The sequence below is a fragment of the Gilliamella apis genome, from assembly GCF_002142155.1.
In the GTDB taxonomy this organism is placed as follows: domain Bacteria; phylum Pseudomonadota; class Gammaproteobacteria; order Enterobacterales; family Orbaceae; genus Gilliamella; species Gilliamella apis.
Genome location: NZ_NASD01000010.1, coordinates 32,752 through 47,474 on the forward strand (window position 1 = coordinate 32,752; position 14,723 = coordinate 47,474).

The window sequence follows — 14,723 nt, forward strand, 5'->3', positions numbered from 1 at the left end:
ATGAATAAGGTAAAGTTAATAATAAAAGCAATAACAGGGGTTATCCTGTTTTGCTACCCTTTAGTTATTTACTTATCTTTCAAATATCAAGTAATCAATATTGCTATTTTATGTATTGTTACATTGTTAATATTGAGACTAATTACATTACCCAATTTATTTTCAAATATAGGTTGGTTAGCTAAAGTTGTAACGTGCTTTGGGTTGTTATTAGCATTAATTAGTTGGATATTTAACGAATTTCAATTCTTACTTTATTACCCTGTAGCAACTAACCTACTATTCTTAATCTTTTTTGGCTACTCATTATATCAACCACAAAATATTATTGAAAAATTTGCCAGATTAAAAGAAGGTAATTTAACACCGAGTACAATTAAATATACAAGAAAAGTAACTATTTGTTGGTGTTTACTTTTTATATTAAATGGTTCAATTGCACTAATTACATGTTTCATTAATGATATGTATTGGTGGACAATATATAACGGATTAATAAGTTATATCTTTACTGGACTATTAATGGGGGGAGAATGGATTGTTCGTCAAAAACTAAAACATTAGTTTTATTATCGGAGCAATTATTACGCCCTGATTATGAAATAATAGCATACAGAAAACACCAACCACTAACAGTTGGTGATTTAAAAAAACTAACCAATACTATTATCAGCAAAATCAGAAAACATCCAGAAAAAAACTGGGTTTTATTCATGGATGACAGTTTTAATTTTGTTGCAGGACTTTTCGCTCTCCTATATTCAGGAAAACATCCACTGCTACTAAATCCTAACTATATTGAGTTACAACACTATTATCAGGCAATATTAACTGATATCGATATCGCAAATATTAATTTACCAACTACGCTACCAATCATTGATATCAATCAGCCTCAACTAGATGAGAAAATTAGTACAATCAATCCAAACTTTAAACAAACATCATTGACATTATTTACCTCAGGTTCAACTGGATTACCCAAACCAATTGAGAAATCAATTTCTCAACTTGAAAATGAAATTGCGATATTAATAAATAATTTAGGCGGACCAACCAATGATCTATTTGTTGCTTCTGTGTCACATGAACATATGTATGGGTTAACTTTTAAAATAATGTTATCGTTAAGTTGTAAAATACCTTTTGTATGCGAAACAATACTCTATCAAGAACAATTAGCAACTTACCAATCAAAAAAAATAACTTACATTACAACGCCATCAATTGTTAAAAATTTAGATAATAAATTACCGATTATTAAGTGTGAAAATGTGTTTTCTTCTGGCGGAAAACTGAGTTTCGACAATGCTCAATTTTGCTTACAAAATTTCAACGTATTACCTTGTGAAATTTATGGTTCAAGTGAAACAGGAATTATAGCAAAAAGAAAGCAAAAATCGTTAAATACGCCTTGGGAACTTTTTTATCCAATTCAAATAAAATACACCTCAGATCATCAACCACTATTGATATCACCATTACTGCAGCAAGCTGAATTACTAAGCGATAAATTACAAAAAATAGATGATACGAAATTCTATTTAAAAGGTCGCATAGATAAAATAGTCAAGATTGCCGAACAGCGCCTATCCCTTACATTTATAGAAAAGCAAATAAATAAACTAGCAGTAGTTGAAGAAGTAATTGTTATTCCATTAGAACAAAATAATCGAACTATTTTAGGCGCCATTATCAAAATAGACTCAACCAACAGTAAAGAGATAGATAACTTTAACCACTTTAAACTTACACAATATTTTCGACATTTAATAAAAGATACATTATCATTAGTTGAAACGCCCAAAAAATGGCGTTTTATTGAAAATTTTCCGAAAAATTCACAGGGTAAATGCACTTATACTGACTTAAAAGCATTATTTGATGCAACAGATAAGATATGAAAAAAGAGTTAGCCACAGAAATAAACATTATAAAAACTGAAACAGAAGCTAATATTGAAATGACCATACCATCAGATCTTTTTTGGTTTCAAGGGCATTTCCCTACACAACCAGTATTGCCTGGGGTGACACAGCTTAATTGGGTTATTAGTTATGCCCAAAAGCTATTCAATTCTAATTTATCAATATCATCTATTGAAGTAGTAAAATTTCAATCACCGATATTACCCAATGATCATCTAAAATTAACCTTAATTTGGGATAAAGACACCCAAAAACTAAAATTCACTTATAGTTTTATTACCCAGTACAATAACAATAAAATAGCAAGTACAGGAAAGCTTACCCTATGTCAGTAGTAGCACCGCACTTGTCTGATAGTTACTGTTTTATTATCCCTTGTTATAATCATAGTGATGCATTAGTCAATGTACTCAAAAATATTGAGCAATACCATATTCCTTGCTTTTTAATTGATGATGGTAGCGCATATGAGCAAGCACAAAAACTAATTGAAATCAGTAATCAATACCCATGGGTAAATTTAGTTCGATTATCTTCAAATAAAGGTAAAGGTGCGGCTGTTATGTGTGGGTTTAACCATGCATTTAATCAAAATTTTGATTATGCCATACAGATTGATGCTGATGGGCAACATGATAGCAAAATTGTAAAGCAGCTTATTGAACAATCTAAATTAAACCCAAATGCATTGATATCTGGTTGTCCTGTCTATGATGATTCAGTACCAAAACATCGCCTCATTGCGAGGTATATAACCCATTTTTGGGTATGGATAGAAACCTTATCTTTTAATATAAAAGACAGTATGTGTGGGTTTCGTATTTATCCTTTAAAACCAACATGTAAACTGATAAAACAATACCAAATTGGTAAAAAAATGGATTTTGATACCGACATCATGGTTCGATTATATTGGCAAGGCATTGATTCGGTTTTTGTACCGACACAGGTGACTTATCCTGTTGATGGTATCTCTCACTTTAAAGCATTCAAAGATAATCTATTAATTTCTTGGATGCATACACGACTTTTTTTGGGCATGTTGCCACGAATACCAAAATTAATAAAACATAACCGATTGAAGAAAAATAAAAATACGCACTGGTCACAAACTGAAGAACGTAAAGGTCTATTTGGTATTAAATTAATTTTAATGTTATATCGCTTATTAGGTCGTCGAGCGGCTCAAATAATCATGTTCCCGGTAATTAGTTATTTCTGGTTAACTGGAAAAAAACAACGGCAAGCATCCAAAATATATTTAGAAAAAATTCTTAAACAATATCAAAATGTTCCTTTAATAGAGAAGAAAAAATTAACTTCTTTCCAACATTTTCAACATTTTGGTGAATCACTCTTAGACAAACTTGCCAGCTGGCAAGGTGATATAAAACTTGATGACATTTATGCACCGAATAAAAACGAATTTTTAAAGTTAGTTTCGGAACAAAAAGGCATTATATTAATTTGTTCCCATCTAGGTGATATTGAAATGTGTCGAGCACTAGCTGAAATATCACATAATGTGAAAATTAATGCCCTAGTTCATAAACGTAATGCAGTACGATTTAATCAAGTATTAAAACAAGTTAATGAAGCTTCGATTATTAATTTAATTGAAGTCGCAACTTTAGGTGCAGATACAGCCATATTACTTCAGCAAAAACTAGAAGCTGGTGAATGGGTCGCTATCATTGCAGATAGGACTTCGGTTAATCCATATCAGAGAGTACCCGAAAACTCAATTATTTGGGCAAACTTTCTTGGTAAACCTGCTCCCTTTCCTAAAGGACCGTTTGTATTATCTTCTGCATTAAAATTTCCTGTTTACTTTTGCTGGGGATTAAAACCAAACGGGCGATTCCAAATATACCTTGAACACTTTACTGATGAGTTAAAACTATCAAGAAAAAACAGACAAGAAGAACTTGAACAAACTGTACAACTTTACGCTAATAGACTAGAACATTATTGTCTACAATCGCCACTTGATTGGTTCAATTTTTTCGATTTTTGGCAATTTAATCCACCTGAAACACTTAGAAATAAAGATGAATAATTTTAACAACTGCTATATCACAATCGACTATACCCCATCTTTTCATGATACTGATGCTATGGGTGTTGTTTGGCATGGTAATTATCTTAAATTTTTCGAAAAAGCTCGCGAAGCCTTATTTAGAAAATTTAACTATGGTTATAAAGAAATGATTGATTCTGGTTATCTATGGCCTATTGTTGATGCCAAAATCAAATATACCGCACCAGCGCTAGCTGAACAAACTTTAGAAATTAATGCCAAACTTGAAGAATATGAGCATAGAATAAAAATAAGCTACCTAATAAAAGACAAAAAAACAGGTAAAAAAACGACATCAGGCTACACAATTCAAGTTGCTGTATCGGCTGCTAATCAAGAAATGACCTTTGTCACACCTGACATATTTTTGCAATGTTTTGGATTAATCAAATGAAAAAATACCTTACTATTTTATTCTCGATGCTACTCTTGACCTTTTCAACTATATCCAGTGCAATAACGTTAACTGATTTACAACAGTTATTTAGTAAAAACCAAGTTGTTCGTGCTGATTTTGTTCAAGATCGCTATATTAATGGTTTAACTGCACCCATTCATTCAACAGGAAAAATGATCATATCCAAAGAATTAGGATTATGGTGGCAACAAAAGACACCTTTTGCGATGACATTAAAAATGAATCAACAACGGATGGAACAACGAATAGAAGGCCAAGAACCAGAAGTGATAACAGCAGAAAAACAACCACAACTTTTTCAATTTAATCAACTACTAACAGCAATTTTCACTGCCGATAAAGATATGCTTGAAAGTAATTTTGATATAACAGTTACCGAACAAAATAAATATTGGACCGTAACACTACAACCTAAATTGGCGCCCTTAAACAAAATTTTCAAACAGATAATTCTCAATGGTAAATCTTATTTAGAAAAAGTTACCATTAATGATATGCAAAACGATAAAACAGAACTGACATTCGCAAATCATAAAACAACGAAATTAAGTCAAAATGAACAATTGTTATTCCGATAATCGATTAATATTAACAAGAAGAGCAATTCTATGGTTAATAATCGCAATCTGTCTGATTTTTACTGCATATAATCTTTTAGTTAACAGTAAAATCAATAGTAGCGTTTTATCTTTATTACCCAAAGAACAAACCAACAATGTTCCGACTGAACTCATTGATGGCTTCCAAAATCGATTGGACAAACAGTTAGTCTGGTTAATTAAGCCTGCAAATAATGAATTAGAGCCAGTAAATTGGTGGTACCAAACTTTAAAAAAACAATCTTTCATCGGCGAAGTAAATGGTTATTTCGATGAACAATTTCAAAAAAAATGGGGAGAGTTTGCATTTAAATATCGCTACCAATTGCTCGACATAAAAACCAGCGAAAGATTGAAAAATCATACGCAACTAAATTGGATTCAAAGCCAATTATATTCTCCATTTAGTGGGATAAGTGCTACCGAATTAGAAAATGATCCGCTTTTACTTACACGCTCATCACAATTAAATCAACTAGCAAACTCAGGTGGGTTGACTATCCAAAATAACCGGTTGTCTGGACAAGATAACCAAGGCAATCAATGGTATATGATTTACGCTGAACTAAGTGATTCATCATTTAATATGAGTCAATCGCATAAGATTACCAGTCAGTTAAGTGATCTTACCAAACAATTACATGAACAATGGCCTAATGTTGAAATTTTAAAAAGAGGTGTGCTGTTTTACAGCGATTATGCAAGTAGTGAAGCTAAAGATGATATAACCACAATTGGTAGTCTATCAATCATCGGTATAGTAATATTAATTATTAGTATATTTCGATCCATAAGGCCGATAATTCTATCTTTACTGTCAATTTTTATTGGTTTAATTTGTGGTTTAATTGCGGTTTTAACTCTATTTGGTGAAATTCATATTATGACACTAGTTATGAGCACTAGTGTCATAGGTATAACCGTTGATTATTCACTTCACTACTTAACAGAACGACTGTTACATGGTAATCAAGAATCACCTTATGCCAGTTTAAAAAAACTAATATCAACGCTAACTTTAGCCCTGTGCACAAGTTTTATTGCTTATATTATTCTATTAATTGCACCTTTTCCCGGTTTGAAACAGCTATCAATATTTGCAGTATTTGGCCTGATAGGTGCTTTTTTAACCGTCATATGCTGGTATCCATTACTAGTTAACAAATTGCCTGTCCGTGAACATGTTGGTTATAAATTATTAAATCGCTGGTTAAATTTATGGCAATATAAACAGATGCAATGGTTAATGGTATCGATTGCAGTATTATTTATTGGTTATGGCTTAATTAATTTAAAGGTCGATGACGATATTGGAAAACTACAAGCATTACCAGTACAATTACAACAACAAGAACAAAAAATTATCAGCATCACCCATCAGACAACTGATCAAAAATGGTTTATCGTGTTTGGTGATACAGCTGAACAAACCTTGCAACGACTAGAACAGTTTTCACTCAAACTTGAAAAAGCCAAATTAGCAGGTTATTTTGAACAATATCAAAGTATAAATTTACCTTCGATACAAAAACAACAACAAAATATTGAATTAGTAAAACAATACAGTCCAGAAATTTTATCCTCATTAACGCAAATGGGAATTAAAACTAAGTTACCTGACCTTAATAAGAAACAAGCGATTATTACACCAGAGGAATGGCTACAAAGTGAACTTAGTCAGGGGAGAAAATTACTTTGGTTAACCTTACAAACAGGACAAAGTGCTACTTTAATTCCAATTAGCGGTATTAAAAATATCAGTGAAATTAAAAAATTATCTGAAATTGATAAAGGTATTTATTGGCTTGATCGTCGAGATGAATTTAACACTATGTTTACCTTTTATAGAATACACTTATCTCAACTTATTGCTGGAGCAGTAACTATTATTTGCCTATGTTTTATATTCTATCATCGTAAATATGGTTTAAAAGCAGCATTAAAAAGCACATTGCCAACCTTATTATCGATTGGTATCGCATTAGCTATGCATGGCATAACTAATCAAACTCTTAATTTATTCTCAATGTTAGCACTAATTCTTGTTATTGGTATTGGTATCGACTATAGTTTATTTCTTAGTAATGATAAAAGCCAAACTCAAAGTGCGTTATTAGCAGTTTTTATGGCTGCGTTAACCACAATATTATCTTTTGGCCTATTAATAATAAGCCATACTGTCGCAATCAAGGGGTTTGGATTGGTATTAACCAGTGGCATTTTTACTGCTTTTTTATTTGCTCCATTAGTTATCAATAATAAATAAAACGAATAATGAAATATTAGGTATAAAAGGATGAAGAAATATTTAAATTTAACTTTATTATTATTAAGTCTATTGATTTCAGCTTGCTCATCTCAACCTAAATCAGAAGCTTGGTTGACCAAAGGAACTAAAGTTAACTTGCCAAAATTAGATCTCAACCAAGATTATCACGATCAACAATTGTTAACTTTTAAATACAATAATCAAGAAAACTCAATTATCACAATCGTTGACATCAAAAACAACCATTTAACTGTAATGGGACTTTCTACTATCGGTATTCGTCTATTTGAAATCCAATATAACGGCAGTGAAGTCAAAGCGAAACAACATTTATTTATCCAACAACTACCTCCACCAGAACAAGTATTATCGGACATCATGTTAAGCATTTTGCCAACAGTTGCATGGCAAAAAGTATTACCTAGCAATTGGCAGCTCATTGATAAAGATTTATCTAGAACACTTATTAATGACCTACACGAAACCATTATTAATATCACCTATAATAAACAGTCCTCAACTGTTATACGCAAACCAATTAAAATTGAACATGCTGTATTTGGTTATCAAATTGCAATTCAGAGTATGGAACAATAATAGATGATTTATATTGCAGCGCTTGGCGCAATAAACACTTTAGGAAACAACAAACAACAAATAGCCAATAATTTATCAGAGAATTATTGTGCGAAACATTTCTTAACGAAACAAGACGGTTGGTTACTAAATGGCCATAATATCTGGTTAGGTAAAGTTACCGATGATTTGCCCTCAATTCCAGAACATCTGGTGCAATATTCAACAAGAAATAATCAATTACTCTATGCTGCATATTTGCAAATCAAACAACCAATACAACAAGCTATCGAAAAATATGGTACCAAACGAATAGCCGTCATAATGGGTACAAGTACTTCGGGAATACATGAAGGTGACAACAATATTAAATATTACCTAAAAACACACCATTGTCAGCCAAATTTTCATTACCATCAACAAGAACTGGGTGATCCGTCTAGATTTTTAACAGAATTACTCAACTTAAAAGGTCCTAGTTACAGCATTTCAACTGCTTGTACTTCTAGTGCAAAAGCAGTAATGAGTGGACAACGATTGATTGAATTAGGTCTAGTTGATGCTGCGATTGTTGGTGGTGCTGATAGCTTAAGCAGAATGCCAATCAATGGCTTTAATGCACTCGAGGCTCTATCAGATAGCCCTTGCATGCCATTTGCTAAAGATCGTAACGGCATAAACATTGGTGAAGCTAGTGGCATAATCTTATTAACCAAAGAAGAATCAAGTGAAATTGTTCTATTAGGCTCCGGGGAATCTTCAGATGCTTATCATATTTCATCCCCTCATCCAGAAGGAATTGGTGCGCAAGCTGCAATGGAAATGGCATTAAATGATGCTAACTTAACACCTAATGAAATTGGCTATCTTAACTTACATGGCACAGCAACAATTCTTAATGACCAAGCTGAAAGTAAGGCGGTTTATCGTTTATTTAATCAAAACTTGCCTTATTGCAGTTCAACTAAACATCTAACTGGGCATACATTGGGTAGTGCAGCAATTACTGAATTGGCCATAAGCTATTTGTTACTTAACCAAAATATTTATTTACCGCAGCAAGATTTTTCGATATCACCCTATGACATGAATCTAGATAAAATCAATATAGTTACAGAAAAAATGATGCTACAAACACCAATTATAATGTCAAATTCTTTCGCTTTTGGTGGCAATAATGCATCACTTATTATTGGAAAAGTATAATGCAATATCAATCAGTAAATTCCTATTTACCACACAAGACACCAATGATCATGATCGATAAAGTTCATTTAGTTAACAATAAACAAAGCATTTGCAGTGTTAAAGTTACTAAAGATGGCATACTCTCTCCATTTTTAAATAGAGATAATCAACTACCCAATTTTTTTGCTATCGAATTGATGGCTCAAACCATTGGCGTTTGGAATGGATATCATGATGCAAAAAAAAATCATTCACCACAATTGGGTATGTTACTAGGCGGTCGAGCAATAAAAAATACATTACCAGCATTTCCTCTTAATAGTGAATTACTAATAACCGCTAATTTAGTACTTTTTGATACAAAATTGGCTAATTTTGATTGCCAAATTACCATCAATCAACAATGTGTTTCATCAGGCAAACTAAATGTTTATGAACCCGATCACAATGAATTAGATCAACTTTTTGGTTCCCAGCGACTAGGAGGATAAGGATAATGAATCGAACAATACTTGTCACTGGAGCAAGTAAAGGAATTGGTAAAGCAATTGCTTGCAAATTATCATTAGATGGTTTTGATATCGTTATACACTACCATAGTGATAAACAAGGTGCGCTTGAAACGCAAAAATTCATAGAACAAACAGGTCAAAAAAGCAGACTCATACAATTTGATATCAGCAACACAGAACAATGCCAACAAGTAATTGAAGCCGATATTGAACTGCATGGTGCTTATTACGGTGTTGTGAATAATGCTGGAATTATTCGAGATGGAGCTTTTCCTGCTCTAACTCAAGATGATTGGAAATCGGTAATTCATACCGATCTTAATAGTTTTTACAATGTTTTACACCCATGTATTATGCCCATGATTGGATTACGTGATGGAGGAAGAATTATTGTTATATCATCAGTTTCAGGTATCGTTGGCAATCGAGGGCAAGTTAATTATAGTGCTGCCAAAGCAGGTGTAATTGGTGCAACCAAAGCGTTAGCCCTTGAACTAGCTAAACGAAAAATTACTGTTAATTGCATTGCACCAGGTTTAATTGATACTGGGATATTGGATATGGAACCAATAGCTTTAAAAGAAGCAATGAACATGATTCCACTGAAAAGAATGGGACACGTTGACGAAGTTGCAGGACTTGCAAGTTATTTAATGTCAGACAATGCTGGGTATATAACACGGCAAGTCATTTCAATAAATGGAGGAATGGTATGACAAAACGAGTAGTCATAACAGGAGTTGGTGGCATTACTGCATTTGGTAGCGAATGGACCGAAATTGAACACAAATTAAAACAATTAGACAATGCTGTTCGATACATGCCTGAATGGGAAATCTATGACGGATTACATACCAAGCTTGGTGCTCCTATTGATAATTTTGTATTGCCTGAACACTATACAAGAAAAAAAACCCGTTCTATGGGCAGAGTTTCTCTACTCTCAACCAAGGCAACTGAAATTGCCTTAGAAAAAGCAGGATTGTTAGATGACCCCGAGCTCACTAATGGCAATACTGGCATCGCATTTGGATCATCAACAGGTAGTACTCAACCAGTTGCGTCATTTGCAACTATGTTAAATGAAAAACATACCAATAACATCACTGCAACAACCTATATTCAAATGATGCCGCATACTACTGCTGTTAATACTGGCTTATTTTTTGGTTTGAAAGGTAGATTGATCACAACATCAAGTGCTTGTACATCTGGCAGCCAAGCGATTGGCTATGCTTACGAGGCAATAAAATACGGTATGCAAAAAATAATGGTAGCTGGTGGTGCCGAAGAATTATGTCCATCGGAAGCAGCAGTCTTTGATACTCTATTTGCTACTAGTCAACTTAACGACACGCCTAAACTATCACCACGGCCGTATGATCGCGATCGCGATGGTTTAGTTATTGGTGAAGGTGCAGGAGCATTAGTTTTGGAAGAATATGAACATGCCAAAGCTCGCGGAGCGAAAATTTATGGTGAAATTATTGGCTTCAAAACTAACTGTGACGCCAGTCATATTACTCAGCCAAGACAAGAAACAATCCAGTATTGTATCGAACAATCATTAAAAGATGCAGGATTAGATGCTAACCAAATTGGTTACATTAGTGCGCACGGCACCGCTACCGCACGAGGAGATGTAGCTGAAAGTAACGCGGTTGCAAATATTTATGGTAATAAAACACCAATATCATCATTAAAAAGTTATTTTGGTCATACCCTTGGTGCTTGTGGTGCAATAGAAGCGTGGTTAACGTTAGAAATGATGCACTCAGGTTGGTTTAACCCAACTATTAACTTAAATGATGTGGATCCACAATGCGGTGATCTTGATTATATTGTCGGTGAAGGGCGAAATTTAGATATTGAATACTTTCAAACTAATAATTTTGCTTTTGGTGGTATTAATACTTCAATTATAATCAAAAGAATATAGTTTACTCTTTTAGACATTACAAATACCCCAAACAAATTTTTTAAGAAAATTTTTTTTGGTTCTATTTGTGCTATAAAGAGGCTATGCTTAACTTTTTGGGGTTAAAAAACCCCTCTCCTCAATTTTTTTTAACTTATTAACAGATAAAAAATAGCGCTATACAGCGCTATTTTTATTGATTAGTCTTCTAACTATTTTTTTCTCGTTCAATAGCTCGATAACCAATATCATGACGATAGTAACAACCATGCCAATAGATATTTTTAAGTTGTTCATAGGCATATTGTTGAGCTTCAGATACCGTGTTACCTAGTGCAGTAACACAAAGAACTCGCCCACCATTAGTATATACTTGTCCATTTTCTAAGCTGGTTCCAGCATGAAAGACTTTGCAATCTTGATCTATTTCAGCAGGTAAGCCTAAAATGACATCTTTAGTATTGTAATCACCAGGGTATCCACCTGCAGCAAGAACTACCCCTAAAGCAGGTCTTGGATCCCATTTTGATTTAATTGTGTTTAATTTACCTTCTACGGCAGCTAAACAGAGTTCAACCAAATCAGATTGCATTCGCATCATTATTGGTTGGGTTTCAGGATCACCAAATCGACAGTTAAATTCAATAATTTTTGGATTACCTTGTTTATCAATCATTAAACCAGCATAAAGAAAGCCGACATACACATTACCTTCCTGTTCCATGCCATTAACTGTTGGATAGATGATTTGTTCCATCACTTTAGTAAATACATCATCAGTTACCACTGGCGCTGGTGAATATGCACCCATTCCACCAGTATTAAGACCTGTATCACCATCCCCTACTCGTTTATGATCTTGACTGGTTGCCATTGGTTCAATATGTTTACCATCGACCATAACAATAAAACTGGCTTCCTCACCATCAAGAAACTCTTCAATGACAACTCGATGACCTGCATCACCAAAGGCATTACCCGCTAACATATCATGTACAGCATCTTCGGCTTCTTTTAGCGTCATAGCGACAATCACACCTTTACCAGCAGCTAACCCATCGGCTTTTATTACAATTGGCGCACCTTTTTGGCGAATATATGCAATAGCAGGCTCAATTTCGGTAAAATTTTGGTATTCAGCCGTTGGGATATTGTGACGAGCTAAGAAGTCTTTAGTAAAAGCTTTTGATCCCTCTAACTGTGCAGCCGCTTTAGATGGGCCAAAAATTTTCAATCCAGCTTTTTGAAAACTGTCAACAATGCCGATAACTAATGGCGCTTCTGGTCCGACTATGGTTAAGTCTATTTGTTGCTCCTGTGCAAAATTTAATAGTCCGGCAATGTCGGTTGCTTTTATATTGATGTTTTCTAAATTTGTTTCAAGTGCGGTACCTGCATTACCCGGCGCAACAAATACTTTGGTCACTAATGGTGATTGTGCTGCTTTCCATGCTAAGGCATGTTCACGCCCACCATTACCGATAACTAAAACTTTCATACAAGGTCCTTTCAATACTTTTAAAGATTAATGCCTAAAATGACGCATATTGGTAAAAATCATCGCAATATTATGCTCGTTTGCGGCTTGAATAACTTCATCATCACGAATCGATCCACCCGGTTGAATAACGCAAGTAACGCCCACCGCAGCGGCTGCATCTACGCCATCTCTAAATGGAAAGAAAGCATCAGAAGCAACTACCGAACCAGCAACTTCTAGGTTTTCATCTTTTGCTTTGATGCCGGCAATTTTCGCTGAATAAACACGGCTCATTTGCCCTGCACCAATACCAATTATCATATTATCTTTGGCATAAACAATGGCGTTAGATTTAACAAATTTTGCTACCTTCCAACAAAATAGCGCATCGGATAGTTCTTTTTCAGTTGGTTGGCGTTTGGTAACAACTTTTAACTGATCTTTAGTAACCATACCTAAATCTTTTTCTTGTACAAGAACCCCACCATTAACACGTTTAAAATCTAAACTAGTTGTAGAACTACTTGACCAACTACCACATTCAAGTACACGAACATTCTTTTTAGTTTGTGTGATAGCTAAAGCATCTTGGTCAATTGAAGGTGCAAGAATCACTTCAACAAATTGTTTATCGACAATAGTTTGAGCGGTCTTAGCATCTAAAGGGCGATTAAAAGCAATAATGCCACCAAATGCAGAGGTTGGGTCAGTTTTAAAAGCATTTAAATATGCAGTTAAAATATTATCACTTACTGCAACACCGCAAGGGTTGGCATGTTTGACAATTACACAAGCAGGTTCATCAAAGGATTTTACACATTCCAATGCAGCATCAGTATCGGCAATATTATTATAAGATAATTCCTTACCTTGTAGCTGTTTAGCGGTTGCAATAGAGGCTTGCTCAAGCTGTTCTTCAATATAAAATGCAGCTTGTTGATGAGCATTTTCACCATATCGCATATCTTGTTTTTTAATAAACTGCAGATTTAAAGTTCGAGGAAACTCTCCAGCAGGCTTATCAGTGTCGCCATAATATGGTGGGACAAGTTTACCAAAATAGTTAGCAATCATGCCGTCATATTGAGCTGTATGTTCAAAAGCTTTTATTGCTAGACTAAAACGATATTTAAAAGAAAGGCAATTTTGTTGGTTATCCAACATATCAATGATTGTGTTATAGTCCTGACAATCAACCACAATCGCAACATCTTTATTATTTTTGGCGGCAGAACGTACCATAGTTGGCCCACCAATATCGATATTTTCTATCGCATCTTCTAAACTACAGTTTGGATCAGCAACAGTTTTTGCAAAAGGGTATAAGTTCACAACGACCATATCAATTGGGTCGATCTGATGTTGTTGCATGACGTCATCATCAACACCTCGACGGCCTAAAATACCACCATGTATTTTAGGATGTAAGGTTTTAACTCGGCCATCCATCATTTCAGGAAAACCTGTATAATTAGATACTTCAGTAACAGGAATATGGTTGTCGATTAATAGTTTAGCGGTACCACCAGTGGAAAGGAGTTCTACATTACGATCTGATAAAGCTTTGGCAAATTCAATAATTCCTGTTTTATCAGAAACACTAAGTAGAGCACGACGGATAGGACGAAACTGCTGCATGAAAAAGCTCCGAAATTAAAATTCTAAATCCAAGTCAGTGAAAGGCTATTATATATAAAACCAGAGTAGATGTTTAGCATTAACTTTTGAAAAATAAATCGGAACAGGAGTTGATAA

14 protein-coding genes are annotated in these 14,723 nt (G+C 34.1%); 12 read left to right on the forward strand and 2 right to left on the reverse strand.

Annotated features, from left to right (window positions below):
• From B6C84_RS06205 to B6C84_RS06260, 12 genes are read left to right on the forward strand one after another with little or no spacing between them, the layout of a single operon-like run.
• Nucleotides 1–564: a COG4648 family protein gene (locus B6C84_RS06205; protein ID WP_034904284.1), complete on the forward strand. Its 564-nt coding sequence runs from the start codon at nucleotides 1–3 to the stop codon at nucleotides 562–564.
• Nucleotides 534–1,904: an AMP-binding protein gene (locus tag B6C84_RS06210; protein ID WP_086320578.1), complete on the forward strand. Its 1,371-nt coding sequence runs from the start codon at nucleotides 534–536 to the stop codon at nucleotides 1,902–1,904. Before B6C84_RS06205 ends, B6C84_RS06210 begins: the two co-directional genes overlap by 31 nt.
• Nucleotides 1,901–2,263, forward strand: a complete 363-nt coding sequence (locus B6C84_RS06215; protein WP_034904374.1) for an ApeI family dehydratase — start codon at nucleotides 1,901–1,903, stop codon at nucleotides 2,261–2,263. The genes B6C84_RS06210 and B6C84_RS06215 overlap by 4 nt, the downstream gene beginning before the upstream one ends.
• A complete protein-coding gene (locus tag B6C84_RS06220) occupies nucleotides 2,254–3,987 on the forward strand; it encodes a glycosyltransferase family 2 protein (RefSeq protein WP_086320579.1) in 1,734 nt (577 codons plus the stop codon). The genes B6C84_RS06215 and B6C84_RS06220 overlap by 10 nt, the downstream gene beginning before the upstream one ends.
• Nucleotides 3,980–4,402 (forward strand): acyl-CoA thioesterase, encoded by a 423-nt coding sequence (locus tag B6C84_RS06225; RefSeq protein WP_086320580.1) that lies wholly within the window; start codon nucleotides 3,980–3,982, stop codon nucleotides 4,400–4,402. The genes B6C84_RS06220 and B6C84_RS06225 overlap by 8 nt, the downstream gene beginning before the upstream one ends.
• Nucleotides 4,399–5,004 carry an outer membrane lipoprotein carrier protein LolA gene (locus tag B6C84_RS06230; protein ID WP_217332130.1) on the forward strand — a complete coding sequence of 202 codons (606 nt, stop codon included), beginning with the start codon at nucleotides 4,399–4,401 and terminating at the stop codon, nucleotides 5,002–5,004. The genes B6C84_RS06225 and B6C84_RS06230 overlap by 4 nt, the downstream gene beginning before the upstream one ends.
• Nucleotides 4,982–7,291 carry an MMPL family transporter gene (locus tag B6C84_RS06235; protein ID WP_086320581.1) on the forward strand — a complete coding sequence of 770 codons (2,310 nt, stop codon included), beginning with the start codon at nucleotides 4,982–4,984 and terminating at the stop codon, nucleotides 7,289–7,291. Before B6C84_RS06230 ends, B6C84_RS06235 begins: the two co-directional genes overlap by 23 nt.
• A gap of 30 nt (nucleotides 7,292–7,321) precedes the next feature.
• Nucleotides 7,322–7,891 carry a DUF3261 domain-containing protein gene (locus B6C84_RS06240; protein ID WP_065578612.1) on the forward strand — a complete coding sequence of 190 codons (570 nt, stop codon included), beginning with the start codon at nucleotides 7,322–7,324 and terminating at the stop codon, nucleotides 7,889–7,891.
• Between the two features lie 3 nt (nucleotides 7,892–7,894).
• Nucleotides 7,895–9,076, forward strand: a complete 1,182-nt coding sequence (locus B6C84_RS06245) for a beta-ketoacyl-[acyl-carrier-protein] synthase family protein (protein WP_086320582.1) — start codon at nucleotides 7,895–7,897, stop codon at nucleotides 9,074–9,076.
• Nucleotides 9,076–9,549 carry a hotdog family protein gene (locus B6C84_RS06250; RefSeq protein ID WP_086354112.1) on the forward strand — a complete coding sequence of 158 codons (474 nt, stop codon included), beginning with the start codon at nucleotides 9,076–9,078 and terminating at the stop codon, nucleotides 9,547–9,549. Before B6C84_RS06245 ends, B6C84_RS06250 begins: the two co-directional genes overlap by 1 nt.
• A gap of 5 nt (nucleotides 9,550–9,554) precedes the next feature.
• The gene (locus tag B6C84_RS06255; protein WP_086354113.1) at nucleotides 9,555–10,286 is read left to right on the forward strand and encodes a 3-ketoacyl-ACP reductase FabG2; all 732 of its coding nucleotides are present in this window, start codon (nucleotides 9,555–9,557) and stop codon (nucleotides 10,284–10,286) included.
• Nucleotides 10,283–11,509 carry a beta-ketoacyl-ACP synthase gene (locus B6C84_RS06260; RefSeq protein ID WP_086354114.1) on the forward strand — a complete coding sequence of 409 codons (1,227 nt, stop codon included), beginning with the start codon at nucleotides 10,283–10,285 and terminating at the stop codon, nucleotides 11,507–11,509. The genes B6C84_RS06255 and B6C84_RS06260 overlap by 4 nt, the downstream gene beginning before the upstream one ends.
• A 187-nt stretch (nucleotides 11,510–11,696) precedes the next feature.
• On the opposite strand, the gene purD is transcribed toward B6C84_RS06260, so the two are convergent.
• Nucleotides 11,697–12,986, reverse strand: coding sequence for a phosphoribosylamine--glycine ligase (gene purD / locus B6C84_RS06265; protein WP_086354115.1), 1,290 nt, complete (start codon nucleotides 12,984–12,986; stop codon nucleotides 11,697–11,699).
• A 27-nt stretch (nucleotides 12,987–13,013) separates the two neighbouring features.
• Nucleotides 13,014–14,606, reverse strand: a complete 1,593-nt coding sequence (gene purH / locus B6C84_RS06270; RefSeq protein WP_086354116.1) for a bifunctional phosphoribosylaminoimidazolecarboxamide formyltransferase/IMP cyclohydrolase — start codon at nucleotides 14,604–14,606, stop codon at nucleotides 13,014–13,016.
• Nucleotides 14,607–14,723 lie beyond the last annotated feature (117 nt).

Excerpts from the sequence above, each read along its gene's own strand:
- B6C84_RS06205 (WP_034904284.1), top strand. The coding sequence starts at position 1 with ATGAATAAGGTAAAGTTAATAATAAAAGCAATAACAGGGGTTATCCTG.
- B6C84_RS06210 (WP_086320578.1), top strand. The coding sequence starts at position 534 with ATGGATTGTTCGTCAAAAACTAAAACATTAGTTTTATTATCGGAGCAA.
- B6C84_RS06215 (WP_034904374.1), top strand. The coding sequence starts at position 1,901 with ATGAAAAAAGAGTTAGCCACAGAAATAAACATTATAAAAACTGAAACA.
- B6C84_RS06220 (WP_086320579.1), top strand. The coding sequence starts at position 2,254 with ATGTCAGTAGTAGCACCGCACTTGTCTGATAGTTACTGTTTTATTATC.
- B6C84_RS06225 (WP_086320580.1), top strand. The coding sequence starts at position 3,980 with ATGAATAATTTTAACAACTGCTATATCACAATCGACTATACCCCATCT.
- B6C84_RS06230 (WP_217332130.1), top strand. The coding sequence starts at position 4,399 with ATGAAAAAATACCTTACTATTTTATTCTCGATGCTACTCTTGACCTTT.
- B6C84_RS06235 (WP_086320581.1), top strand. The coding sequence starts at position 4,982 with ATGAACAATTGTTATTCCGATAATCGATTAATATTAACAAGAAGAGCA.
- B6C84_RS06240 (WP_065578612.1), top strand. The coding sequence starts at position 7,322 with ATGAAGAAATATTTAAATTTAACTTTATTATTATTAAGTCTATTGATT.
- B6C84_RS06245 (WP_086320582.1), top strand. The coding sequence starts at position 7,895 with ATGATTTATATTGCAGCGCTTGGCGCAATAAACACTTTAGGAAACAAC.
- B6C84_RS06250 (WP_086354112.1), top strand. The coding sequence starts at position 9,076 with ATGCAATATCAATCAGTAAATTCCTATTTACCACACAAGACACCAATG.
- B6C84_RS06255 (WP_086354113.1), top strand. The coding sequence starts at position 9,555 with ATGAATCGAACAATACTTGTCACTGGAGCAAGTAAAGGAATTGGTAAA.
- B6C84_RS06260 (WP_086354114.1), top strand. The coding sequence starts at position 10,283 with ATGACAAAACGAGTAGTCATAACAGGAGTTGGTGGCATTACTGCATTT.
- purD (WP_086354115.1), bottom strand. The coding sequence starts at position 12,986 with ATGAAAGTTTTAGTTATCGGTAATGGTGGGCGTGAACATGCCTTAGCA.
- purH (WP_086354116.1), bottom strand. The coding sequence starts at position 14,606 with ATGCAGCAGTTTCGTCCTATCCGTCGTGCTCTACTTAGTGTTTCTGAT.